This window comes from Candidatus Acidiferrales bacterium (genome assembly GCA_035515795.1).
GTDB lineage: Bacteria > Bacteroidota > Ignavibacteria > Kryptoniales > JAKASW01 > JAKASW01.
On record DATJAY010000025.1, the window covers coordinates 1 to 25390 of the forward strand.

Consider the following 25390-nt stretch of genomic DNA (forward strand, 5'->3'; position numbering starts at 1 on the left):
TACAGCAGTCTGTAAATGGGAACCAAACTCTCATCATACCTTCGAACGTTTCGACCATGAACGTAGCGGTTGCTTGCACGTGCTATCAGGGCGGTATCATGAAGATCAGCGGGATGTATCTCCGAAAGAAGCTTCCCGTTCCTTTGAAGATAGTTTCCTCGCCGGACACGATGGTTGCAAATAATGCAAACTACTCCAGCCAAATACAGACCGCGAGTGTCCATCCCGGTGATATCATTTCCTATAATCTGTCCGTCGCTCCATCATGGCTGCAAATGAATTCTGCCGGCATTCTATCCGGTATTGCTCCGTCGTCTTCGGGTGTCTTCCCTGTAACGATCGTCGCGAGTGACCAGCATGGCGACAAGGACTCGATCTTGTTCAACATCCACGTCGTAGAACCGGTTCACGACGCGATTCAAATAGGTTCTCCTCCCGATACCGTCGTTGCTCCCAATGCAATGTATTATTATCCAATCTACGCCACGGGGTCATATCTCACGGACTCGCTGCAATATTACAAGCTCAGCGGCCCGGCGTGGTTATCAATATCTCCTGACGGCATTCTCATCGGCACTGCCCCTGCAACGGATTCGATAACGCATATGGTTTCAATTCTAGTTAGAGACCAGCATGCCGATGCAGATACCCAGTCTTTCTCGCTCGCAGTTCACCCTCTGGTTATCGATAATTTTGGCTACAACGATTCTCCGCTTGATCACGGCTGGCTTGCGACGACGGGAAGCGGAACCGTGTCTGTCGGTTTTGATTCCACAATTAATGCACGAACCATGAATCTATCCACGTCCAGCGGTCTAGACTTTGGCGTCGACAAGTACGGCCGCTGGCTTGCCAATACAATCACTGCGGAAGTGAAATCGAGTTCGGATTTTATGTTGAAAGTGTGGGTGACTGACTCGAACGGGACTTCCGTCTACCTGCAATATTTCTCAGGTGATGGCCAGACGGCGACAGGTTCGGGCAACACATTTTCTTTTTATCTTGGCAGCCAGATTAAGAACGGAAGCTGGCAGTCGTTCGCTAGGAATCTTAATAGTGACTTGAACAGCGCAAAATGGGGAGCTAGCGTACGAAGGATACTAGGGTTCTCCATCAGAGGTGCCGTCCAGATCGGCAACTTGGAGTTAGGCGAAAAAGTAGATAGCCCCGACGGAGCTGACCTCCTGCCTTTTGCAAGATCATTTAAGTTGGAACAGAATTATCCTAATCCCTTCAACCCGTCAACTACTATAGATTACTATATCGGGGCGCCGAGTCGTGTAACAATAATCATTTACAACATACTCGGGCAGAAAATCAGAACTCTTTTCCGAAACGAGGAAAGGGGGGACGGGAATTACTCGGCGATCTGGCGAGGCGACAACGATTCCGGTCAACTAGTGAGCAGTGGCGTTTATTTTTATCGCCTTCAAGCCGTATCTCTCGATGGTGCGCATGATTATTTGACCACGAAGAAAATGATGCTCTTAAAATAAGATAGGGCTATCAAGGTACTAGGTCTCGATGCATTCCTTTTGGATCATAATATCCATGGACAGTAAGGATTCGCTAAAAAAATTCAAGGCATCAGATGCTGTCTTGATTTACGCAGCAGGAATGAGAATTTTATTGCGTTCCAGTTGAGTTTGCATTGTTTTAACATATATATAACCCCTTCACAGAAATTTGTGCATAACCCAAAGAAGCAAAAATAAGATATAATGAATGCTGGTGAATTCAAATTAGGAATATTAGGGTGTGGGAGGTGGGGAATAAATCACGTGAAGACGGCTCATCAGCTGTTCGGGAAGGAATTAATTCTGGTTTCCGATCCGGCGACGGAAGCATGCGGCCGAGTGAAAAGGATTTCGGAATCGATTGCGTTTACCACCAAAGCCGATGGGGTGATCAACCATCCGGAGATCAATGCCGTGATTGCAGCAACTCCCGCGGAGACTCACTACGCCGTGGCGCGGAAACTTCTCGAAAGCGGGAAAAATGTCCTGGTCGAAAAACCGATAACTCTTCATCCGTCGGAGGCTGAAGAGCTGATTCGAATTGCGGAGAGAAAGAGATTGAAACTGATGGTGGGCCACGTTCTTCTGTACCATCCTGCGGTGCTGAAGCTGAAGGAGCTTGTCAAAGGCGGGAAGATAGGGAGGCTTCAGTATCTGTACAGCAACAGGTTAAATTTCGGCACTGTGCGGACGGAAGAAAACATACTATGGAGTTTCGCTCCGCACGATATTTCGATAATTCAGTTGCTGACGGAGTCGAATCCGGTTCGAGTCGAAGCCCGTGGAGCATCGTTCCTGCAGAGCAACATCGAAGACTCGACTGTAACATACTTGTCTTACCCGGGAAATGTTCACGCGCATATATTTGTAAGCTGGCTTCACCCGTTCAAAGAACAGAGGCTGGTGGTGATCGGCGATAGGGGGATGATGGTGTTCGAAGACAGTGCCCCAAGAGACAAGCTGAAGTTTTATCCGAAGAGGTTCGATAACGTCAACGGCACGATACAGAAGTTCGACGGCGAGTTCGAGGTTATCCCGCACGACGACAAGCAGCCGCTTGCGGAAGAACAATGCCATTTTATGAAATGCGTAACAGAGAATCTGACACCTTTGACCGACGGAAAACATGCGCTCGAAGTCCTGGAAATACTCGACAAAGCCGGGAAGAACCTAAAGGAAATGAGGAACGGAAAATGAATGATGAGAAGATGCATCCCGGTGCATCCGAGAAGAAATACTATGTCGACGAACATGCCGTCGTGGATGCTGATGTAGAAATTGGAGAAGGTACAAAGGTTTGGCACTTCTCGCATGTCCAATCGGGAGCGAAGATCGGGCATCATTGCGTGATCGGGCAGAATGTAAACGTTGGGAATAATGTAACAATCGGTAACTACGTGAAGATTCAAAACAACGTTTCAATTTATGAAGGGGTGACGCTTGAGGATTACGTTTTCTGCGGGCCATCCATGGTATTTACGAATATTCTGGATCCCAGATCAAAGTATCCTCAGGTCGGGTCTAAATATTACATCAAGACATTGGTAAAGGAGGGAGCTTCGCTTGGAGCGAACTGTACGGTCGTGTGTGGACACACGATAGGCAGGTTTGCGTTTGTCGGAGCCGGCGCCGTCGTGACAAAGGACATTCCTGATTTTGCGCTCGTGGTTGGAAACCCTGCAAAAATAATGGGTTGGGTGAGCGAAGCGGGAAGGAAGCTGGAGTTCGATAAGAATGGGGTTGCCTACTGCGAGAAATCAAAAAGGGAATATAAGTTGGAAGATGGAATCGTGAGGGAGATTGCTCAATGAAAGTTCCACTGCTGGATTTAAAAGCGCAATACAGTTCAATGAAACGTGAGATCGACGAAGCATTAATCAGGGTTGCCGAGTCACAGCACTTCATACTCGGGCCTGAAGTAGAGACATTAGAGAAGAAATTGGCTTCATATTTAGGTTGCAAATATGCGATAGGCGTTTCCTCCGGCACAGATGCACTTTTAGTTGCGTTAATGGCGATCGATTTAGAGCCCGGAGATGAAGTCATTGTCCCGACGTTCTCATTTTTTGCAACTGCCGGAGTCGTTGCACGATTGAATGCTGTACCTGTCTTTACAGATATCGACCCCGTTTCATTCAATATGGATCCGAAGGATGTCGAGAGAAAGATAACGAAGAAGACTAAATGTATAATGCCGGTGCATTTGTACGGACAAAGCGCGGACATGGCTGTCGTGATGGAGATCGCTGAGAAGCACTCGTTGAAAGTAGTTGAAGATGCTGCGCAGGCTATCGGGGTACAGTATAAAGACGGCAGAAGAGTTGGGACCATTGGAGATATCGGATGCTATTCCTTCTTCCCGAGTAAGAACCTGGGAGGATTTGGAGACGGAGGAGTGGTCGTGACAAACGACGATACCCTCGGAGAGAAGTTAAGAATAATGAGAGTCCACGGCGGCAAGCCGAAATATTATCACAGGATGATCGGTGGAAATTTCAGATTAGATGCGTTGCAGGCAGCAGTGTTGAACATTAAACTGCCTTACCTTGATGGATGGTCGGAGAAGAGACGTGAGAATGCTGCCTTATACACGCGGCTGTTCGTTGAAAAGGGACTCGCGGAGAAGGAGGGGGTTACATCGTTCAACGACAGGAACATGGTACTTCTTCCGAAGGCTGTATACGCCGCCGCCGGACACAAGAATCATCACATTTACAATCAATATGTAATCCGTGTCGAGAGAAGAGACGAACTCAGGAAATGCCTTACGGATAATGAAATCGGTACGGAGATATATTATCCTGTGCCGTTTCATCGGCAGGAATGCTTTGCATATCTGAAATGCAATGACAAAGATTATCCTCATTCAAACTTTGCCGCGGAGCACTCCCTGGCGCTCCCGATTTATCCCGAATTGACTAATGAACAAATCGAATGGGTCGTAGATTCGATAGCCAAATTTTTGAAGAGAAATTAGTGCAAGAATTTAAAATTAGAATTTAGTCCATGAAGGTACCGTTCCTCGATCTCAAAGCGCAATATCATTCAATCAAGAATGAAATCGATGAAGCAATTTTCAACGTAATCGAAAACTCTTCTTTTGTTCTCGGCCAAGCGGTATCCGATTTCGAAAATTCTTTCGCGTCATCGCTTGGAGTAAAGCATTGTATAGGCCTAAGCTCAGGAACTGACGGGAATCATTTGGTCCTTTGGGCTTTGGGCATAGGCCCAGGTGACGAGGTGATTATCCCTGCAAACACATTTGTCGCAACCGCCTGGGGTGCGACACTCTGCGGTGCGGTACCCGTCTTCGTGGACTGCGAAGAGAAGAGTTATAATATTGATCCTGCAAAAGTGGAAGCGGCAATAACACCAAGGACTAAAGTTATTGTGGCTGTCCATCTTTATGGTCAACCGGCTGACATGGACAGCTTGAAATCAATCGCCGAGCGGCGTAATCTGCTTCTCGTCGAGGACGCGGCTCAGGCGCACTTTGCGGAATATTTGACCCGTGAGACAAATGTGGCCCAAAGCCAAGATAGTCTAGGTCTTACCCGAAAGTGGAAAAAAGTCGGAACTTTGTCACGTGCAGCTTCGTTCAGTTTCTATCCCGGAAAAAATCTCGGAGCTTATGGCGAAGCTGGTGCAGTGCTGACGAACGACGATGAACTTGCCGCAAGGTTCAGAATGATGAGAGACCATGGCGGCACTCAGAAATATCTTCACGAAGTCTACGGCCACAATTACAGGATGGAAGGAATCCAAGGTGCAGTGCTCGGAGTAAAGTTGAAACACTTGGAACAATGGAATAATGCACGAAAAAATGCTGCGGAGAAATATCGCGAAATGCTCGGCGATGTCGAAGAGATCGTCCTCCCGGAACAAATGGAGTATGCGAAGCATGTTTATCATTTGTTTGTTGTAAGAGTAAAAGATGAACGGCCGAAGAGGAAGGACAGATTGCGGAATGAATTGCAGAAGTTCTTGGCAGAAAGAGGTATCGCGACAGGTCTCCATTATCCCGTTCCTTTGCATTTGCAGCCGTGCTTCTCGCATCTCGGTTACAAGAAGGGTGTGTTCCCCATTACAGAAAAATTGGCTGAGAACGGATTATCTTTACCTATATACCCCGAGATCTCGGCGGATCAACTTGAGTTTGTTGGCGAATCTATCAGAGCTTTTTTTAAGAACTAATTCGGGTCCAGAAGATTGTCTTGAGATTTCCACTTTATAAATATGCGCTGCTCGCGATAGACCTCATCGTGGTCCTTGTGAGCTTCTGCCTGGCGATCATCTGGCGATTCGGATATTTTATGACTTATGAATTCGCCGCAGCAACCATCCTTCCACTGCTTGGAGTGTTCATTCTTCAATACAACAATCTCTATAGGATCAATGTTTTTCTCGATAGATCTGTGTCAGCTGTACAGGTCGTTAAATCAATAGCGGTATTGGCGATTCTTTATGTTATCGGAGGTTATCTTAGCGACTTTGCGCTGGTCTCTCCGAGCAGGCGTGCTTTTGAGTACTTCGTGTTTCTTTTGTTATTCCTTTTTATGGCGTACCGTGTAGTACTGCTCCCTATTGTTTTTGGAAGACTCGCCCATCGCGGAGTGCTCTTAAGGAAAATCTTGGTTGTTGGTGCAGGCAAGTGTGCTCAGAAATTTGCGAGGGAGATTGGTTCAAACAAAAAGCTCGGTCTGCAAATCGCCGGATTTGTCGACGATTCTATTCCCGTCGGTACGGGTGTATTAAACGGGTACAAAGTTCTTGGTGATAGCTCGGAAATAGATTTCCTTGCCAAAGAAACGGGATGCGATGAAATAGTAATAGCAATTAATAAAGTATCTCACAGTAAATTGCTTTCACTTATTAACGAATCAAAGAACACGGGTGCATCAGTCAGGGTTGTATCCAACCTGTTCGAGCCGGTAAGCTCAGTATCTGTTACTGAATCTTATACGTTTCATCCCGCGGTCACAGTAACGCGAGGTTTCTACTCCGACATGACTGCTATTTATCAGCGGATCTGTGATTTCATAATCTCGGCCATTGCCTTGCTCGTCCTTTCTCCTCTATTTCTCGTGGCGGCTTTGGCCATTAAACTTACCTCGAAAGGCCCGGTCTTTTATGCGCATGAAAGAATAGGGAAAGACGGGAAAGTCTTCAGGATGTACAAGTTTAGGTCGATGTATGTCAGCCAAAACGGCGACCGCAAGCGAGAGAAACTCATGCTGGATTTTATAAAAGGTGCAAGCGGAAAAAATGGTTCAGGAAAAATAATAGTTGATTCCCGTGTCACCGTGGTTGGACGAGCCTTGAGAAAGACAAGTTTTGACGAGCTTCCGCAACTAATAAACGTGATTAAAGGAGAAATGAGTTTGGTTGGGCCGAGGCCGTCTCTTCCTTATGAATATCAGGCGATGAAAGATTGGCATCGCGAGAGGAACAAGGCGTTGCCGGGCTGTACCGGGTTTTGGCAGGTTTATGGCCGCGGAAAATCTTCCTATGATGACATGGTGATGATGGACTTGTACATGATGGAGAATATGTCACCGTGGCTTTATTTGCAGTTGCTGTTAAAGACTTTTCCCGTACTCCTGTTCGGGAGGGGCGGAAAGTAATTTTCAAAGGAGCAAAGACACATGAAGATTGGTATCGTTGGGCTGGGGTATTGGGGACCAAACCTAGTGCGAAATTTCCTTGGCATCGACAATGTCACGGAAGTTCATGCGGTAGATAAGAATGAATCTCGTCTGCATCAGATTGCGAAAAGGCTGCCGGGGGCAAAGTATCGAAATGATTACGAAGAAATGCTCAAGTCAAGCGGGGTCGATGCCGTTGCAATCGCAACGCCGGTGGCGAGCCACTTCCCTCTGGCAAAAATGGCGCTGGAATACGGAAAGCACGTGCTTATTGAGAAACCGCTAACTGCTTCGGTTAGGGAAGCCGAGGAGCTCTGCAATCTCGCAGCTAAGAAGAATCTCGTATTGATGGTGGATCACACGTTTCTCTTCACCGGTGCGGTAATGAAGATGAAAGAACTGATCGATTCCGGTGAGGTGGGTGATCTCTATTATTTTGACTCGGTCAGAATAAATTTGGGTTTATTCCAGCATGACGTAAATGTGATCTGGGATCTTGCTACTCACGATATCTCGATTATGAACCATCTCATAGACAGAAAGCCCATCGCAGTCAGTGCTTACGGCACATCCCATTATAATCATGTGGAAGATGTTGCTTATGTGGTAGTGAAGTTCGAGGATAACCTCATCGCACATTTCCATGTCAACTGGCTTGCACCCGTGAAAATACGACGCATACTCCTCGGAGGACAGAGAAAGATGATTGTCTATGACGATATGGAGCCGAGCGAGAAAATAAAGGTCTACGACAAAGGCGTGGAAATAAAATCCAAAGAAGGAATTTACCAGACCCTCATCCAATACAGAACGGGCGACATGTACGCTCCGAAGCTGGAAGGAATCGAGGCTCTCTCTTTGCTCTGCAACAATTTTGTGAAGAGCGTCTTTAAGGAAGCGACCCCCGCTTCCGATGGAATCTCCGGACTGAACGTCGTAAGAATATTAGCGGCTGCAAATCGTTCTTTGCAGAATAACGGCAAAGATATCCTGCTCGACTAAAGACTGGTGTTATCATAACCCTAAGAGAACTGTTTTCGCGTTCCATAGGAATGTTTATTGCATTGTCACCGTGTGGAGTAGAGAGGCCATAATCGAGACATATCATGCTTAGAGTTGCTGTTCTAGGAAAGAACGATATCGCAATAGAGGCCACAAAAATCTTGACGGGGAATCAAAATTGCGAGATGGTTTTTGTGTCTCCCAATAATAGCGATCCTGGAGAAGATGGATGGCAAAGGTCGTTCAAGAAATTTGCCATTGAGCAGAAAATACCTACGGCGACTTTTCCAAAAATAAAATCTAAAGACTCAATTGAGTCTCTCATCAAATCGCGAATTGATCTCTTGTTTTCGTTTCAATATGACCAAATAATTAATCAGGAGGTCATCGATACGGCTAAGTTTGGAGCTATCAATCTTCATTTTGCTCCTCTCCCCAAGTACCGTGGGGTCTCTCCGATCGCGATGGCAATGTTGAATGGAGAAAATGAATTCGGGGTCACTCTCCACTACATGGATCCTGGGGTGGATACAGGGGATATCATAGCACAGAAGATTTTTGATATGTCTTTTGTAAAAAGTGCCAGGGAGCTTTATGATCTTTGTGTTGGCAAAAGTGTGGAATTACTAAGGGAAAATGTGGATGACATATTGAGGCTGAAGAATTCCAGGGTACCTCAGGATAATTCAAGAGCCTCGTATTATCCAGCAGGTCTCATAGATTTTAAGAAAAATGTGGTGAGTTGGAATAGGGACACGCGATCATTATATAATTGGATTCGCGCATTTATCTTTCCACCTTTTCAATATCCGGTCTTTCAGTCGGACGGAACTACGTTTGAGGTTCTCGAGTCGAGCCCAGATTATCGGAAAAACAAGTATGAGAAACCCGGGACAGTGGTTTTCAAAAAGGGTAACTTTTACAAAGTGGCTACCCACGATAGTTATCTTGACGTGTTTGTCCGAGAATCTCGAGACAAACTATGAGGATCTCGCGGCAACCAAGTGACATGTGCGGGCGGACCTCATCAGGAAACTGTAGATTTTGATTTTTAGGTTTTCGATTTTAAATTTACATTCAATGTCTATACCTCGGTTGGGCTGAAAATAAGTCTTCGAATATTTCAAAACCTAAGATTTTAAAAATGAGAATTGACTCGTGAAGATTTCCGTAATTGGTACCGGCTATGTCGGGCTTGTCACAGGCACATGTTTCGCCGAGACGGGGAATAATGTTGTCTGCATGGATGTGGACGCGAAGAAAATCGCACAGCTAAAGAAAAGGAAGTCTCCGATATACGAGCCGGGGCTCGATTCGCTTCTTGAAAAAAATATCAATGCAGGGCGGCTTTCGTTTACGACTTCTTTGAAGGAAGCCGTTATCGATTCTCAAGTGATTTTTCTTTGCCTCCCAACTCCACCCGGTGCGGATGGAGGGGCTGACCTGAAATATGTGATTGATGTTTCGCAGGAAATCGGGAAAATAATAGATACGGAATCACGGGGAACGCGCGGCAAGCTTCAGGGAAACGCCGGAGAGGCCGCATATAAGCTCCTTGTTACAAAAAGCACCGTTCCTATAGGAACAGGCGACAAAATTAAGGAAATTCTCAAGAGATATTCTAATGTAAAGCTTGAGATGGCTTCTAATCCGGAATTTTTGAAGGAAGGGAATGCAATCCAGGATTTCATGTTCCCTGATCGCGTCGTTCTAGGCGTCGAGAATGAGAAGGCGGAGCAAACTCTTCGTGAATTATATGAGCCCTTCGTTCGCACAGGAGCGCCGATTCTCTTGATGGAAATCCGCAGTGCCGAAATGGTAAAGTATGCCGCGAATGCGTTTCTTGCTACGCGGATATCTTTCATAAATGAGATAGCATCGCTTTGCGAAAAACTTGAAGCTGATGTGGACAAAGTCCGGATGGCGATTGGCTACGATAACAGGATTGGTCAGAAATTTCTTTTTCCAGGAATCGGATGGGGGGGAAGCTGTTTCCCGAAAGATGTCAAGGCGCTTATCAAAATGGGCGAGGAAGTATCGGTTGGAACGCCGGTTGTCTCAGCCGTGAATGCCGTCAACGAACGGCAGAAAAGAGTCCTCCCCCAAAAAGTAAAGAGACATTTTGGCCTCGACCTGAAAGACAAAAAATTTGCTATATGGGGATTATCCTTCAAACCGAAAACCGATGACATGAGGGAGGCCTCCTCTGTAGTCGTAATCGAGGAGTTGTTGAAATGCCGCGCAACGGTGTCGGCATTCGATCCGGTTGCCATGGAGAATGCAGAGAGAATCTTTGGGAAAAAAGTTTCTTATGCCAAAGACCCATATGCCGCTTTGAAAAATGCCGATGCATTGTTATTGATAACCGAATGGCAGGAATTCCGAGAACCGGATTTCGAGAAGATGAAGATGTTGATGAAGAACCCTGTAATATTTGATGGGAGGAATATATATAATCCTGGCAAGGTGAGAGCGGCAGGGTTCGAGTATTATGGAATTGGAAGAAAATAAGCATCCTAAAATCGAAAACCTTAAATCACAATTTAGCATCATCTTGTGTCAACTATCCTAATAACTGGTGGCGCCGGCTTCATAGGTTCGCACCTCTGTGACAGGTTTCTGACAGAGGGCGAAAATGTGATTTGTATGGATAATTTTCTTACCGGAAGTCCCGACAACATCGCCCACCTTATCGGAAATCCGAAATTCAAATTCATCCAGCATAACGTTACGGATTTTATCTATGTTGAAGGAAAAGTTGACGCCGTACTCCACTTCGCTAGCCCGGCTTCACCTATAGATTACCTCAAGCTGCCCATCCAGACTTTGAAAGTTGGTTCGTTAGGGACACACAAGGCACTCGGTTTCGCTAAGGCGAAAGGAGCTCGTTTTCTTTTGGCATCGACGAGCGAAGTCTACGGGGATCCGCTTATCCACCCCCAGCGCGAAGAGTACTGGGGGAATGTCAATCCGATTGGGATACGCGGGGTGTATGACGAAGCAAAGCGATTCGCCGAGGCACTGACAATGGCATATCACAGGTATCATGGTCTCGACACCCGCATCGTCAGGATATTTAACACGTTCGGTCCAAGGATGCGGCTTAACGATGGAAGAGTCCTTCCCGCCTTTATGAAACAGGCTCTGTTAGGAGAAGACCTCACTGCATTCGGCGATGGGACACAAACTCGCAGCTTTTGTTATGTGGATGATTTAGTCGAAGGTGTAGTTCGCCTATTGAGAGCAGACTACCATGAACCGATCAACATTGGCAATCCTGACGAAATTACTATCTTGCAGTTTGCTGAAGAGATCATCGAGATTACGAAGTCCGGAAGTATGATTTCCTTCATGCCTTTGCCAGAAGACGATCCGAAAGTTAGGCAGCCTGATATAACGAGAGCGAAAGAAATACTGAAGTGGGAGCCAAAGATAGCGAGAAAAGATGGTCTGAAGAAAACTCTTGAATATTTTCGATCGAGGATTTCTTCCCACCAAGAATGAATGAGTGAGAGGTCTTCTTGGAAGGAATTTGGGCATGGATTGGCAGTCGATAAGCAAATTCACGATTTCCCGGATGGATCTTTGGACAAGCGGCCGTCGCGATGCGTCTCATGAACGGATCAGGATGGCTTCTTTGTTTTAGAGATGGTGGTCGCGCCGTGTGCGCAGGGGCAAGGAGTAGTCGATAATCTAGTGATATAGTGTTAGAAAGCACGTCTGCTCGAAAGGTCTAGCACTTTGCTACATTTGTTATGCCGAAACAGCTAATTATGTGACTGTGGCGATATAGTGCTTGACAAATTTTTGCGCATGAGCTAACTTTTTGTTCAAAGGTAGGAGGTTTTAGGCGGCTTCTTAAAAAGGGATGTCTAGAGGCTGCTTTAAGGAGATTTGGACAAAAGACAGACGCTGATTCATGGTTTGAGGCAAAGGAGAAAAGGTTTTCGGGATGCCTCGAGCATGGTTGACAAAACTGACACCTCTTGCAGAATCAGGGACGCAAAGGGTCTTGCAACTGTAGTGGTCAGGCTTCTGAAAGAAATGTAATTCATTCTCTTTCAGGAGAAAATGCTGTTAATTTAAGGCATTAGTCACACGCAAGATAAATACTTGGCTCTCACGAGCTGCCCTGCTAAATATTTTTTCTTCTAGGCAGAAAGGTGAAAGACCGTGGTGTATCATTGTGGCGGTCTTGATGGTTAGTCACTCGACTGTGAGTGAGATAGCGAAGCTGTGGAAAAAATCTTCACGGTTTTGAGTGGACAAAGAAAGAGTCAGCATTATCATGGCATCCGCATGCAAGGCAATTCAAATAAAACTCGGCAACAATAAATGAAGAAAGCTCTTATCACCGGCATCACGGGGCAGGATGGCTCGTACCTCGCCGAACTTCTACTGTCGAAGGGATACGAAGTTCATGGGATAATTAGGCGCGCATCGTCCTTTAATACCTCGCGAATTGATCACATCTATGTCGATCCTCATGAGCCAAACGTGAGATTATTCCTTCACTTCGGTGATTTGTCTGACTCAGAAGAGATTTCAAGCATTATCTACAACATTAAACCCGATGAAGTGTACCACCTGGCCGCTCAAAGCCACGTTAGAGTGAGCTTTGATACTCCAGAGTATACCGGGAACGTCACTGCTTTAGGCACAACCCGCATTCTCGAGACTCTTAGAAGGAGTGGCCACGACATAAGGTTCTATCAGGCATCGAGCAGTGAAATGTTTGGATCCTCGCTCCCTCCTCAGAGCGAGGAAACACCGTTCAAGCCGAGAAGTCCGTACGCGGCTGCCAAAGTATATGCGTACTGGATGACTAGGAATTATCGAGAAGGGCAGGGCGTATTTGCATGTAATGGTATTCTGTTCAATCATGAATCTCCGAGGCGTGGCGAAACATTCGTAACTCGCAAAATCAGTGTCGCAGTGGCAAACATCCTGGCGGGGAAACAGAAAAAAATCTTCCTCGGAAATCTGGACGCAAAGCGAGATTGGGGGTTCGCTCCGGAATATGTTGAAATGATGTGGCGTATGCTCCAGGCTGAAAAGCCGGGTGATTATGTGGTCGGGACATCTGAAAATCATTCGGTGAGAGAATTTATTGAGCATGCATTCAAATATGTGGGAATATCTGTTTCTTGGAGTGGTTGCGGTGTCCAAGAGAAAGGTATCGCGGAATCAGTTGATGAAAGATGGCATCATATCCTCAAGCCGGGTAGCATCATCCTTGAGATTGATCCGTGGTATTTTAGGCCGACGGAGGTCGAGGATCTGAGAGCGGACATAACAAAAGTCAAAAATATATTTGGATGGACGCCGCGAGTGAACCTTGAAGCTCTAGTGAAAATCATGGTAGATTACGACATGAAAGCGTTAGCTCTCACGCCTCCCGGGGAGGGCGAAAAAATATGTTCTATGAAGGGATTCGAATGCTATCATTTTTGATGTTGGTATCGCTGCCCAGGAATCTCTGTCTATTCTTGTTTGGTGGCTGTTCAGACCATCTTGACTCTAGTATAGTGGTCGATGGTAGATAAATTGGTCCGTTATGTCCGCGAAGGTGAAACGGTTATCGCGGTAATGATACGGAAGGACTTTACTAAGGATGGAATCCATTTCTTCACCGAAGGTGAGTCTTCTCAACAATTGGCGTTCATGAAGCACCCCAAGGGTTATATCATTCAACCTCACGTGCACAATCCATTTTCCAGACAGATCCGAGATACAATGGAGGTAATTTTCATAAGAAAGGGCGTCTTGAGAGTTGACTTCTATTCAAGAAACAGAGTCTATCTTGAGAGCTCTGTTCTTACCGAAGGAGACGTACTGATGCTTGTTTCTGGTGGACACGGATTTCAAGCTCTAGAAGAGGTTGAGATGTTTGAGGTGAAACAGGGTCCATATGCGGGTGAAGCTGACAAGACGAAATTTAAGAATTTCCCCGACGAGAATTTACGAATCATTTGAATTGAGAGGAACGTTGATGTCAAAGCGGATTCCCGTGTGCGAGCCTTTTTTGAACGGAAATGAGCTTGAATATGTGATGGACGCTGTGAGAACCGGATGGATTTCCTCTGCCGGGATATATGTCAAGAGATTTGAAGAAGGGTTTGCGAGCTATTGCGGAGCTAAACATGCGGTAGGCATCTGTAATGGCACGAGCGCATTACATGTAGCTCTGCGAGCAGCGGGCATATGCGCAGGCGATGAAGTGATCATACCGGATTTCACGATGATTGCCACGGCCTTCTCGGTGTGCTACACAGGGGCTAAGCCGGTGTCTGTCGACGCCGAAGCAGAAACGTGGAACATTGATCCCGAAAAAATCGAATCCCGGATCACAAAAAGAACAAAAGCAATCATGCCGGTCTCGATCTTCGGCCATCCCTGTGACATGGATGCCATAGGCGCGATAGCCCGCGCAAAAGGCATTCTCGTGATTGAGGATGCCGCAGAATCGGTCGGCGCAGAATACAAGGGCAGGAAGACAGGAACTCTCGCGGATATAACCGCTTTCAGTTTTTACGCCAATAAGAATCTGACGACTGGGGAAGGCGGGATGGTGGTTACGAACAATCTCGATTTTTACAAACGAGCGATGCTTTTGAAGAACCTTTTTTTCCCGTTGGACGGAATCCGTAATTACCTTCATGAAGAAATCGGGTTTAACTATAGAATGTCCAATCTCCAGGCCGCAATCGGACTTGCTCAGCTCGAGAAGGCGGACGAGTACAGAAGGCTGCGAACGGAGCACGCGAAGATGTATCGTAAATACTTAATCGACGTTCCTGGAATTACTATGCAAAAGGACAAACCTGATGTGGTAAATGTGAACTGGATGAATGGCATAGTTGTAGATGCCGCGAAATACGGTCATTCGCGAGACGAGTTAATGTCTTATTTGGCCCGGAATGGTGTCGAGACGCGATTGTTCTTTGTTGGTATGCATCGCCAGCCTTCACTCTTGAAGTACGGCTGTAATTTTGATGGAGATTATAACGTGACCGATTGGCTGTCACAAAACGGATTTTATTTGCCGTCAGGAAGTAACCTTGCTGAAGATGATATCAGAACAATAAGTGATCTCATTGCCGGCTATGCCGGATAATGGAGAACAATCGGATGAATTTCACTGGCTACGCAAAATATTATGATCTCCTGTACGGCGACAAGGATTATGTCTCAGAAGCGCGGTATGCGCAATCACTGATCGAAAAATTCGGCGCCGGTTCAAGACGCTCCATTCTTGATATTGGATGTGGCACTGGACGGCACGCCGAATATCTCTCAGGGCTAGGTTACGAGGTTGATGGAATTGATCGGTCGAGAGAAATGATTTCGATAGCAGAAAGTCGAAGTATATCGCGGTGTCACTTCAAGGTAGGTGACGCAACGACATTTGTTTCGGAAAAAAAATACGATGTGGTACTTTCATTGTTCCATGTTCTCAGCTATCAAACAAAGAATGAAGATGTGGAGCTGATGTTGACAAATGCAGGACAAAGCGTCCGGAGGGGTGGGCTGGTACTTTTTGATTTCTGGTACGGACCTGCGGTCTTGACAGAAAAGCCATCCACAAGGGTCAAAACGGTCGAGAGCGATGGGCTGGTTATCCAACGTGTGGCCCGCGGCCATCTACGCGAAGACCAGAATATCGTTGATGTAGAAATCGACGTTCTGGCGCTTAACCACGCGACGCATAGTTACGAGCGACTCAATGAAGTTCATCCTATGCGTTATTTCTTTATTCCGGAGTTGGATTTTTTTCTTTCAAAGGTTGGGTTGCAGTCGAAAGCGTATTTTGCCTGGGAAAGTCAGGATCCGCCGAGTCCGTCAAGCTGGAGTGCATCTTGCGTCGCAGTGAAAGTTTCATAACTTTTTCATGACGAAGAGAGTCAGGACATCTCATCGAGCATATTCAAGTTGGTCGACCGTTGGAAAACGGGAAAGCACGAATGCAATGAAAGTCCGTTTGGTTCTGAAGGATCGAGGGTGGATACTCGAAAAAATCGCAAAGCGTCTCGCCGAATATCTGCCGAGATGGAATGTCAAAGCTGAGATTGACCAATTTCCTTCTTCCTCGGTTGACGTTAACCATTGGATGCTTTATTACGACACCGGCGGAAAGTTTGTGTCTAAGAATACTCTTGGAATTACTCATGTTGACCGCCGCGCCAAATTGCACGTTTTGAAGCGGCGATTAGAATCGGCAGATATGGGAATCTGCATGTCGCGGATGATGGTTGAGCAATTAGTCGCGCTTGGTGCTCCGCGTGACAAACTTTGCTTCATTTCTCCAGCGCATGACGGTTTGGTGAAACCTAAGAGGATTGTGGTGGGAATAACGACGCAGATAAGGCCTGATGGCGCCAAGAGAGAAAGCATACTGGTAGAAGTGGCAAAGAAGACTCACCTGGGAAATTTTCACTTTGAAATAATAGGTCCAAACTGGCAAAGAGTAATTCCTATCTTGAAGGCTGCAGGAGCTACCGTTAATTACAATGAAGGCCACTATACTAAAAGCAATGAAAGTCATCTAGCGTTAGTTGTCGACGCATTGACCCGCTTTGATTATTATTTGTACATGGGATGGGATGAAGGCTCTATGGGTATACTGGACGCACTGGCTGCTGGAATTCCAACCATTGCTACACCGCAAGGTTTTCATCTTGACATAGAATCCGGCATAACGCATCCGTTCATTGACTCGAAGGATTTGCATGAAATTTTCATGCGTTTAGGGAATGAGAGACAATCACGTATTGATGGAGTAAAGCATCTCACTTGGGATGAATATGCGAGGAAGCATGCGGCGGTATGGCATGCTATTGTAGGTGGGGAACGATCTCCCACAGATTCTGCAATCCATGAGGGAGTGACATTTGGCACAGACCTGCCGGAGAAATCAGGGACGGATTGGCGGGAGAATTGGTCGAGGATGCGGACAAGGACTAACAATACTGCACTGAAGGATGATTTTGCTATGTTATGGGAGTTTTACACGGGTAAGAAGCTTAGAGAGAATCGATTTTTCAAATTTGCCAAACGCCTAAAGTCAATGCTTCAATCAGACGAGCATATTCTGGGGAATTAGCTCCTTTACCCGAGGAAAAAGAACGTTCTCCATATCATATTGATAGGAATATTATCACACCCACTTGACCCCTTTTACTGATGCAAAGCTTCTATAGTTGGAGAATGTCAGGTGACCCTATCTTGACTTGTCAGAGGGACTAAACTCAAAGAAGGAAATATATCAGCTTATGAAATATCTTGTGACCGGGGGAGCAGGATTCATCGGCTCCAATATTGTGGAAGAGCTACTACGTAGAGGTCAGGAAGTTCGAGTCTTAGATAATTTTTCGACCGGTAAGAGACAAAACATCGAGAAGATACAGGAACGCATCGAGTTGATAGAAGGCAACATCTGCAGTTATCACATAGTACGTCGAGCGGCGGTCGGAGTAGACGTGATTCTACATCAAGCTGCTCTCCCTTCTGTGCCGCGATCTATAGCGGATCCTATCACTTCTAATGAAGTGAACGTCGATGGAACTCTCAATGTATTGAACGCCGCAAAGGAATGCGGAGTAAAGAGGATAGTATTCGCGTCATCTTCTTCTGTTTACGGTAATGCAACAGAATTACCGAAGCATGAAGGATTAAATTCTAATCCCATGTCGCCTTACGCTGTTTCTAAACTTGCCGGGGAAAAATATTGCGAAGTATTCTCACGATTGTATGGACTCGAGACGATCGCGTTACGATATTTCAACGTCTTTGGTCCGAGACAGGATCCCGATTCGCAATACTCGGCGGTGATTCCCAGATTCATAACGAAGATGCTTCACGACGAGCAACCCGTGATTTATGGTGATGGCAAGACAAGCAGAGATTTTACATTCATCTCAAATGTAGTAAACGTAAATCTGTTGGCTGCCGATTCAAAGATTGAACCTGGTTCCTGCTTCAACTGTGCGTGTGACAGAGAAATTTCTCTTAACGATCTTGTGGCAACAATAAACGTGGTTCTCGGAAAGAAGATTTCGCCAATTTACGCTGCAGCGAGGCCTGGCGACATAAAGCATTCTCGTGGGTCTATTGACCAGCTAAGGAGAAAGCTGCATTTCCTGCCTACAAACAACTTTGAAGACGAAATCAGTCTTACAGTGGAGTGGTTTCAGAAAAAACATCTTCGGTGACTACTCTTTGAATATTCTCAGAATCGAATCATATAAGAGAGGAATGGTTTTCTCCTCTTTATTTAACATCGGATCTAAGGCGTTAACGTTCTTCCAGAGCATCGTGATAGCCTATTATTTTGGTGCCCAGGCCGGGACGGACGTATTTTTCTACTGCCTGTCGGCCATTGGATTTATATCTTCATATTTTGTTAGCGTCAACCAAGCAGTGCTGATACCGGAAGCGATGAGAATCTCCATTCAAGACAACAAGGGGAAATCCATCCGCTTCTTGAATTTCTTTCTGCTCCTTTACGTGCTGATCAGCCTGCTGGTGATTCTTATACTCTATATGAGTCCGATCAAAACCTTCCTTCTTATCTCCAGGTTTGATCAGGGAGTTTTGCAGTCGAATGCAGAAATAATTCTTCTTGCCATTCCACTCCTCTTCCTGATGAATCTATCTTCCGTCTTGGTTGACATTCTGACCTCCTATAAGTTTTTTACCATGCCGATGGTTGCCAGCATGACGTACAGCAGCTTCGCTCTGGTGTTCATTTTCGCCTTCCACAATGTTCTAGCAATAGCCAGTATTATCATCGGTTTGCTTGTCGGGTACTCCGTTAACGTCGTTGTTCTCTTAGCCCTGCTAAAGACGAAAGTGGAATGGGAATTCAAAGTAGGAGGGGTTTCTATCGGATGGAGGAACTGGAAGAATCTTATCCTGATCCAGTTAGGAAACATAACGACTACCCTTGGCTCGTATCTCCCGTTATACCTCATAAGCGGATTCAACACCGGTGTTGTAACCGCTCTTAATTACGGCCAAAGAGTGTCCAACATCCCCGATCAATTAATCACAACTCAAGTGAGCCAAGTCTCTGCAATAAAGTTCAACGAACTTTATGCGTTGAGACAATTCTCGAAATTGAACGATGCTTTTGTAGAGGCGGCTTCGTTCCTTATGTTTTTTTTCATACCTATTAGTTTCATTTTGTTCCAATTCAGTCCGGAAATAATAAAACTGCTTTATCAAAGAGGAGCATTCGATCCAAAGTCAGTTATGATCACGTCAGAATTTCTAAAATATTTTGGCCTTACGCTCCCGTTTGTGGCTCTTAATACATTATCCACTCGATTGATGATGGCAGGACAGAAAATTAAAGCTAGTTTTTTTTCACAAATCGTTGTTAACGTCATTTTCCTCGTACTTCTCTGTTATCTAGTCGGAAGAATCGGCCCGCTTGGCTACCCACTTTCGGTGGTGCTTTACTTGCCTATTAGCGTGCTTCCGTATAACTTCTTTCTCTTCAGAGTACTGTTTCCGGAACTTGCCTACTGGAGAGTCATACGGAACTTCCTGTTGATAACTCTCGTCAATGTGGCAGTGTCGGCCCCGATTTATTTTTTGATTCGTGTGGGATTTGAGGGAGCGCTCTTTCTCTTCCTGAGCGTGTTCTACTATTTTGTCGTTGTCATTGTTATCAATTATCGGTTTACGATAAGTGAACAAACAAAAGAACTGTCAAGGTTGACAATCAATAGATTGATCGTCACCTTGCATTACGGGTTCTCTTAGACTTATCGGATAGTCAACTTCTAAATTCACACCCTATGATCAAAAGATATCTGAAGAATTTTTCAGGCTTTCTTGATAAGTACTACTTTCTTAAAAGGAAAGTAATACAGTTAAACAGCGTCCAAGAATTAAAAAAGGTATTTGGTTGGACCGAAAACCCTGTCTTGGATCGACCGGACATACGCGAGTTCGACTCGGTTGATGATGTCAACGAAAGGAGGTTGCGGGATGCTGAAAGTCTGGGGACAGTGTTGATCAATCTAAAGCCCAGGGTTGCACTTGAAATCGGCACCGCCAACGGCATGGGGACAGTTTTAATTGCTGCAAATGCGCCCGGCTCAGAGATCTACACCATCAACATTCCACCCGAAGAGGTTCTCAGCGGGAAAGGGGGAAAGCTGACGACAGTAGCGCTGGAAAGAGAGAAGATTGGGATCGAATACAAGAAGCGGAACCTGACAAATGTTCACCAGATTCTAGCGAACACTGCTACGTGGTCACCCGAAATTGGTAAGATTGATTTTGCCTTTGTCGATGGTTGCCACGATAAAGAGTTTGTCTTCAATGACACAAGAAAGGTGTTAGACAATTCCCATAAGAATTCATTCATTCTTTGGCATGATTTCAGCCTTGGATTGGTAAAGAACTACAAATGGATCGATGAGGTGTGCTCGGGAGTTGAAAAACTCTATAGGAAGGGTTACTTGACCGGTTACATATTTCATGTCAGAGATTCTTGGGTCGGAGTGTACAGGGTCGAATAAAGCCCGAGCTACGTCATGAATTCTGATCTTAAGATACTTTATGGTTACCCGGTGTATCCTTCGGCCGCTTACGGGGATGTGGAAGCGATGAACAAAGAGTACCTGGCACGCCTCTCGAGTGCCGGTTTTGACGTCGAGGGATTCTGTTTGACATTGGACCCACCGAGCGCGGCACTTTCATTCAGGGAACTCAACAGCATGTGGAAGCGGGGAGATAGAAAGCTGCTGCGAATGTATGAGAGGCTGGAGAAGGTGCTGGAAAGCAAAGATGTCCTGATCAATGCCTCGGGAATAAACCTCCATCCTCGCTTCGTAGAACAACTTTCGGTCTTTACGGTGTTTCAGTGTTTCGATGACCCCGAAAATTCTCGTAACCTGTCAAAACCTGCCGCTGCGGCTTATGATCTGAGTCTTGTCGGAAATGTCGCCGAGGTTGAAACGTACAAGAGTTGGGGAGTCAAAAACGCGGAGTGGACCGCTATTGGCTTAATGCATAATATCTTTGACCCTGGTCTGACGTACGAAGAGATTCTAGAAGGCGAAAGAGATATAGACATTTTTCTGATGGCTGATAAGACTGCACCATGGAGAAGGGAAAGGTTGGAGAAACTTGAGGTGGCATTTCCCCACGGCCACTTTTATGGAAAGGGATGGGCTAAGGGTATCCTTCCCCGCGAAATGGAACTCCAGATGTTAAGACGCTCGAAGATAGGGCCGAACATACATAACTCCACCGGTCCAATAAATCTCCGGACTTTTTATTTGCCTGCCAATGGCGTGATGCAGATTTGTGATAACAAGAGTCACCTGAGCGTTCTGTTCGAGCTGGACAAAGAGGTCATAGGATTTGATAGTGTGGACGAGTGCGTTGAGCTATGCAGATACTTTCTAAGTCATGATGTTGAACGACGAAGAATAGCAGCTGAAGGATGGAGACGGGCGATGAAGGATTACACGGAGACATCTGTGTTCAGAAGAAACGTCGAGCTAATAAGAAAACACATAGGGGCGCAGGAAGCGCGGCGAAATGGACGCGGAATAGCCTTGAGACGCTTGAATGAAACGAAATGGATTAAAGAACTGTGGTTCTTTTTTGTACTTATGGAGAAGGTTGAAACGGGTACTGAGAGATTGATTCGTCTGATGAGATATCCGAGAAGATTACCGGCCAAGCTCTTGCATTTGATAACAAGTTCGTTCACAAACTGAACCTCAGGTCCGGGATATTCAAGGCTACTTTGAAAAGATGAACAGAGAGAAAAGCGTATTCATTCTTGTTGGGGCCCAATTGGTTTTTCCGATGGTTTCAAGTTTGCTCCTGTCATTTAGCGATTTGCAGGTTGTCTATATCAACTATATCTTTTTGGGAATCTGCGCCATTTTTCTGACGGTGATAATGCCGAAATCTCCAGGCAAGCTGATGACTCTTTTCGGGAGACGAGCTGCTGCTTTGGCGGTCCTTGGCCTCCTAATCTTGTTGTTTGACAGGCTAGTTCGCGGTCCGGGTACAATGTTCGCCATTGCCAGAAGTTATGGTCTGCTAAGTGCGGCACTTGCTCTATTTGCGTTATCCAAATTGCCCAAGGTGTCGGGGAAGAGGGTCTTTGACTGGTTAACGATATTCTGTGCAGTAGTATTTCTGATTCAACTTGGGGTTTCGATTCGACAATCGGTTTCCGGAGTCAGCCATGACTATCTTTCCAACTCATATGACTGGAACGGGATGGATAAAAGATTCAAGAGTTCGGATCAACAGATTTACGGTCCAGCGGATGTTGAAGACAGGCTTCAACTCAAAGTCTTCGCTGCGAATGTAAACGTGCCATTTCAGATTGGTTTCGATGGAATGCTAGGTGCAAGCAATCATTGGGGGACCCAGCTTCCTTTTTATCTACTCATTTTCCTTTATCGCATAACTGAAGCCAAGCCGAGGAGACTATTCTTCTTGATTTGTTCTTTCTTAATAATCTTTGCAGCTTTTTTTAACACAACCAGGTTTTCCATTCTCGCTGTGGTCGTCACGTTGGCAGTTTTTGGAAACTATGTGATGCCCGGACTGAGGGCCCTGAAGGGAATCGTCCTTGCGGCGGTTCTGATATTTCTCTATTGGTACGGGGTAACTTTGGCAAGAGCAGCGGCGGAATACGTGTCAAAAACAGATACCATGACGCTCCGTCTCCAGACCTGGTCTGTATTTGGGAGATTTATATTTGCCAGAGACCTGCTCAGCATATTGGTAGGGTCAACGTTTGATGGCCTGTATAGGATTAGACAACTCCTGCAGTGGCCTGACACCGAGAATGAGGTCTTGGAAATACTCTTTGATTATGGACTCGTATTCCTTATCTATGCATTTGCAAATGTTGTGTTCCTGGTTAAGAAGATGCGGAGAATGGGGCACAAGGAGTCGTTTTTTACTAAGCTCATATTGTTCGACGTTTTTGCAGTTACCATCTGGAGCAATGTTCTATTCAGGTATTCAACCATGATACCTCTGTCGATATTTACATACCGAATGCTCTTGAGCGTGTATGACAATGTCAGCCCCACTATGCAGGCGACAAGTGCTCCATGAAGACACTAAGCATTCTGTTGACCACGGAGTCTCTCGGCCCTGGAGGGGCAGAAAGGCAGCTTACTGAGCTCGCAAAGGGTTTGTCCATTCACAATGACTTTAAGTTGAGTATAGTGTCATTCTCGCGGAAAAGCCACTATGATGATGAAGTAGAAAAGTGCTCGCCTCTCTTTCGCATATCTGATAGATATGACGTTTGGCGGCTCTCTGTGCTCAGGAACCTAATGAAGGCATATGATGCTGTCCGGCCGCAGATTGTGCATTCCTTTTTGGTGATGGATAGCATCTACGTTTACCTGCTCAGCTATTTCAGGGATTTTGTTTGGATCAACGGTTCGATTCGCGACACGATTGGTACCAGGGATTGGCAGCAGTATGCAAAGAAGAAGCTGTTAAAGTTGGCACCCTACGTTGTTGCAAATAGTCACGCTGGCTTAGAACATTATGGATTCAAAGCGGATGATAGACATGTTGTCATCCACAATGGAATAGATGTAGGCAGGTTTTCTCGCGCGAACTCAGACTCACCAAGAGAGTTCAGCATATGTTCCGTCGCGAACTTCTCAAGTTATAAGGATCATTGGACCCTTCTGAAGGCATTCAAGATCATTGCTGATCGAAATGTCAGACTATATCTGGTGGGTGACGGGAAATTCAGACCTGAGTACGAGAGCTATGTTAGATCCGAAAACTTGTCGGGAAAAGTTATTTTTCTGGGGAGGCAAACCGATGTTGAGCAGATCATTTCAAACATGGATCTGGGAGTGCTTTGCTCATACAAGCAAATTGGAGAAGGTTTTCCGAACGCTGTTCTGGAATTTATGGCGAGCGGCGTACCTGTGATCGCATCGAATGTTGGCGGCGTGAAAGAAATCATCCGAGACGGAATAAACGGATTTGTCGTTGACCCGGAGTCCCCTAAAATCCTTGCCGAGAGAATTCAATTTACAATGGACAACATGGCGCAGATGCGGCCCATCATAGAAACCGCTTTTGTAGACGTGAAAACGCGCTATTCATCCGAAATCATGGCAGAGAAGTATGCAAATTTCTATAGAAGCATCGCCTGACGTTTATAGTTCTGACTTAACGGGAGTCATATAATCTGGTTTTATGAAATTCTCTTTGATTGTGACAACTCAGGGAAGGCCAAAAGAATTCAACAGGTTGATGAAAAGCCTCGCAGAGCAATCGTACAAGGTTCTTCAGCTCGTTGTAGTTGATCAGAGTGACAACGACCGTATAGAAGAACTAGCGGCTCTCTATTCCTCTCGCTTCGAGGTCTCTTATCTACGTGCGCAGAAATGCAGTCTTTCCCATGCTCGAAATATAGGACTCCGGTTGGCTTCGGGTATTGTCATAGCATTTCCAGACGATGATTGTTGGTACGCTCGGGACACATTACTCGAAGTAAAAGGAAGATTTGAGAACGGCATGGAGGGATGTCCTGCATTGGATGGAGTATCTGTTCGTACTTTGGACTGGAACGGCGGGCCAAGCTGCGTTAGGTGGTTTAATAAAAGGTGTTTTGTGAATTATCTTAACGTTTGGAACACCACTATTTCTGTCGGTATTTTCTTATCCGCGAACTTGATAAGGAAGACAGGGCCATTCGATGAATCCATAGGGGTAGGTTCAGGAGGCAAGATCAGATCAGGAGAAGAGACTGATTTTGTGCTGAGAAGCCTTAATGTGGGTGCCAAAATACTGTACGATCCAAAAATATTTGTTCATCATGAAGACAACTTTTCAGGGGCATCAGTGAGCCCGAAGAAAGGTTTCGTCTATGGATACGGAATGGGCTATGTTATGAGAAAGAATGACTATCCATTCAGATTTCTTGGGAGGTTCTTGGTCAGGTCATTGGGAGGGTCTGTTTTGAATCTTTTCAAGTTTCGTATTAGAAAATCAGCAATTTATATTTCGATTGCGACTGGCCGATTGATGGGGTTCTGCCAGGGGAAATAGTCGATGGATTTTCAATCGCGTCGTGGATCTCGACATCAATTATGACAAAACCACCACACTAAGAATATCGTGAACGACCCCATAGTTATAGATGTCAGGATGCTCAGGCAATCTGGAATCGGTACTTATATACGCAACATAGTGCCTGTT

At 45.7% G+C, this 25390-nt stretch carries 22 protein-coding genes; all 22 read left to right on the plus strand.

Going from position 1 to position 25390, the window contains the following annotated elements; translation table 11 throughout:
* Positions 1-1496 (plus strand): putative Ig domain-containing protein (locus tag VLX91_10420; GenBank protein HUI30621.1); only part of this gene is annotated, 1496 nt, incomplete at its 5' end.
* Positions 1497-1721: 225 nt separating this feature from the next.
* Positions 1722-2714, plus strand: coding sequence for a Gfo/Idh/MocA family oxidoreductase (locus VLX91_10425; GenBank protein HUI30622.1), 993 nt, complete (start codon positions 1722-1724; stop codon positions 2712-2714).
* Positions 2711-3328: a DapH/DapD/GlmU-related protein gene (locus VLX91_10430; protein HUI30623.1), complete on the plus strand. Its 618-nt coding sequence runs from the start codon at positions 2711-2713 to the stop codon at positions 3326-3328. Before VLX91_10425 ends, VLX91_10430 begins: the two co-directional genes overlap by 4 nt.
* A complete protein-coding gene (locus VLX91_10435) occupies positions 3325-4494 on the plus strand; it encodes a DegT/DnrJ/EryC1/StrS family aminotransferase (GenBank protein ID HUI30624.1) in 1170 nt (389 codons plus the stop codon). The genes VLX91_10430 and VLX91_10435 overlap by 4 nt, the downstream gene beginning before the upstream one ends.
* Positions 4495-4523: 29 nt before the next feature.
* Positions 4524-5711 carry a DegT/DnrJ/EryC1/StrS family aminotransferase gene (locus VLX91_10440; protein ID HUI30625.1) on the plus strand — a complete coding sequence of 396 codons (1188 nt, stop codon included), beginning with the start codon at positions 4524-4526 and terminating at the stop codon, positions 5709-5711.
* Between the two features lie 20 nt (positions 5712-5731).
* Positions 5732-7141, plus strand: a complete 1410-nt coding sequence (locus VLX91_10445; protein ID HUI30626.1) for a sugar transferase — start codon at positions 5732-5734, stop codon at positions 7139-7141.
* Positions 7142-7162: 21 nt separating this feature from the next.
* Positions 7163-8164, plus strand: a complete 1002-nt coding sequence (locus VLX91_10450) for a Gfo/Idh/MocA family oxidoreductase (GenBank protein ID HUI30627.1) — start codon at positions 7163-7165, stop codon at positions 8162-8164.
* Positions 8165-8268: 104 nt separating this feature from the next.
* Positions 8269-9150: a formyltransferase family protein gene (locus tag VLX91_10455; GenBank protein HUI30628.1), complete on the plus strand. Its 882-nt coding sequence runs from the start codon at positions 8269-8271 to the stop codon at positions 9148-9150.
* A 172-nt stretch (positions 9151-9322) separates the two neighbouring features.
* Positions 9323-10675 carry a UDP-glucose/GDP-mannose dehydrogenase family protein gene (locus VLX91_10460; GenBank protein ID HUI30629.1) on the plus strand — a complete coding sequence of 451 codons (1353 nt, stop codon included), beginning with the start codon at positions 9323-9325 and terminating at the stop codon, positions 10673-10675.
* Between the two features lie 45 nt (positions 10676-10720).
* A complete protein-coding gene (locus VLX91_10465) occupies positions 10721-11668 on the plus strand; it encodes a UDP-glucuronic acid decarboxylase family protein (GenBank protein ID HUI30630.1) in 948 nt (315 codons plus the stop codon).
* 831 nt (positions 11669-12499) lie between these two features.
* Positions 12500-13618: a GDP-mannose 4,6-dehydratase gene (gene gmd / locus VLX91_10470; GenBank protein ID HUI30631.1), complete on the plus strand. Its 1119-nt coding sequence runs from the start codon at positions 12500-12502 to the stop codon at positions 13616-13618.
* An 81-nt stretch (positions 13619-13699) separates the two neighbouring features.
* Positions 13700-14140, plus strand: coding sequence for a hypothetical protein (locus VLX91_10475; protein ID HUI30632.1), 441 nt, complete (start codon positions 13700-13702; stop codon positions 14138-14140).
* Between the two features lie 16 nt (positions 14141-14156).
* Entirely contained in the window at positions 14157-15281 is a 1125-nt protein-coding gene (locus VLX91_10480; protein ID HUI30633.1) for a DegT/DnrJ/EryC1/StrS family aminotransferase, read from the plus strand.
* Between the two features lie 14 nt (positions 15282-15295).
* Positions 15296-16048 (plus strand): class I SAM-dependent methyltransferase, encoded by a 753-nt coding sequence (locus VLX91_10485; protein ID HUI30634.1) that lies wholly within the window; start codon positions 15296-15298, stop codon positions 16046-16048.
* A 7-nt stretch (positions 16049-16055) separates the two neighbouring features.
* Positions 16056-17267, plus strand: a complete 1212-nt coding sequence (locus VLX91_10490) for a hypothetical protein (protein HUI30635.1) — start codon at positions 16056-16058, stop codon at positions 17265-17267.
* Between the two features lie 169 nt (positions 17268-17436).
* A complete protein-coding gene (locus tag VLX91_10495; protein ID HUI30636.1) occupies positions 17437-18375 on the plus strand; it encodes an SDR family oxidoreductase in 939 nt (312 codons plus the stop codon).
* A gap of 7 nt (positions 18376-18382) precedes the next feature.
* Positions 18383-19933, plus strand: coding sequence for a lipid II flippase MurJ (locus VLX91_10500; GenBank protein HUI30637.1), 1551 nt, complete (start codon positions 18383-18385; stop codon positions 19931-19933).
* Positions 19934-19968: 35 nt separating this feature from the next.
* Complete coding sequence (locus VLX91_10505; GenBank protein ID HUI30638.1) at positions 19969-20697, plus strand: class I SAM-dependent methyltransferase; 729 nt, start codon at positions 19969-19971, stop codon at positions 20695-20697.
* A gap of 15 nt (positions 20698-20712) precedes the next feature.
* Positions 20713-21906, plus strand: a complete 1194-nt coding sequence (locus VLX91_10510; protein ID HUI30639.1) for a glycosyltransferase — start codon at positions 20713-20715, stop codon at positions 21904-21906.
* 37 nt (positions 21907-21943) lie between these two features.
* Complete coding sequence (locus VLX91_10515) at positions 21944-23272, plus strand: hypothetical protein (protein ID HUI30640.1); 1329 nt, start codon at positions 21944-21946, stop codon at positions 23270-23272.
* A complete protein-coding gene (locus VLX91_10520; protein HUI30641.1) occupies positions 23269-24342 on the plus strand; it encodes a glycosyltransferase family 4 protein in 1074 nt (357 codons plus the stop codon). Before VLX91_10515 ends, VLX91_10520 begins: the two co-directional genes overlap by 4 nt.
* A 43-nt stretch (positions 24343-24385) precedes the next feature.
* On the plus strand, positions 24386-25240 hold the full coding sequence (locus VLX91_10525) for a glycosyltransferase family 2 protein (protein HUI30642.1): 855 nt from the start codon (positions 24386-24388) through the stop codon (positions 25238-25240).
* Positions 25241-25390 lie beyond the last annotated feature (150 nt).

Excerpts from the sequence above, each read along its gene's own strand:
- gmd (HUI30631.1), top strand. The coding sequence starts at position 12,500 with ATGAAGAAAGCTCTTATCACCGGCATCACGGGGCAGGATGGCTCGTAC.
- VLX91_10475 (HUI30632.1), top strand. The coding sequence starts at position 13,700 with ATGGTAGATAAATTGGTCCGTTATGTCCGCGAAGGTGAAACGGTTATC.
- VLX91_10510 (HUI30639.1), top strand. The coding sequence starts at position 20,713 with ATGAATTCTGATCTTAAGATACTTTATGGTTACCCGGTGTATCCTTCG.
- VLX91_10435 (HUI30624.1), top strand. The coding sequence starts at position 3,325 with ATGAAAGTTCCACTGCTGGATTTAAAAGCGCAATACAGTTCAATGAAA.
- VLX91_10520 (HUI30641.1), top strand. The coding sequence starts at position 23,269 with ATGAAGACACTAAGCATTCTGTTGACCACGGAGTCTCTCGGCCCTGGA.
- VLX91_10515 (HUI30640.1), top strand. The coding sequence starts at position 21,944 with ATGAACAGAGAGAAAAGCGTATTCATTCTTGTTGGGGCCCAATTGGTT.
- VLX91_10430 (HUI30623.1), top strand. The coding sequence starts at position 2,711 with ATGAATGATGAGAAGATGCATCCCGGTGCATCCGAGAAGAAATACTAT.
- VLX91_10485 (HUI30634.1), top strand. The coding sequence starts at position 15,296 with ATGAATTTCACTGGCTACGCAAAATATTATGATCTCCTGTACGGCGAC.
- VLX91_10450 (HUI30627.1), top strand. The coding sequence starts at position 7,163 with ATGAAGATTGGTATCGTTGGGCTGGGGTATTGGGGACCAAACCTAGTG.
- VLX91_10495 (HUI30636.1), top strand. The coding sequence starts at position 17,437 with ATGAAATATCTTGTGACCGGGGGAGCAGGATTCATCGGCTCCAATATT.
- VLX91_10440 (HUI30625.1), top strand. The coding sequence starts at position 4,524 with ATGAAGGTACCGTTCCTCGATCTCAAAGCGCAATATCATTCAATCAAG.
- VLX91_10490 (HUI30635.1), top strand. The coding sequence starts at position 16,056 with ATGACGAAGAGAGTCAGGACATCTCATCGAGCATATTCAAGTTGGTCG.
- VLX91_10525 (HUI30642.1), top strand. The coding sequence starts at position 24,386 with ATGAAATTCTCTTTGATTGTGACAACTCAGGGAAGGCCAAAAGAATTC.
- VLX91_10425 (HUI30622.1), top strand. The coding sequence starts at position 1,722 with ATGAATGCTGGTGAATTCAAATTAGGAATATTAGGGTGTGGGAGGTGG.
- VLX91_10480 (HUI30633.1), top strand. The coding sequence starts at position 14,157 with ATGTCAAAGCGGATTCCCGTGTGCGAGCCTTTTTTGAACGGAAATGAG.
- VLX91_10455 (HUI30628.1), top strand. The coding sequence starts at position 8,269 with ATGCTTAGAGTTGCTGTTCTAGGAAAGAACGATATCGCAATAGAGGCC.
- VLX91_10505 (HUI30638.1), top strand. The coding sequence starts at position 19,969 with ATGATCAAAAGATATCTGAAGAATTTTTCAGGCTTTCTTGATAAGTAC.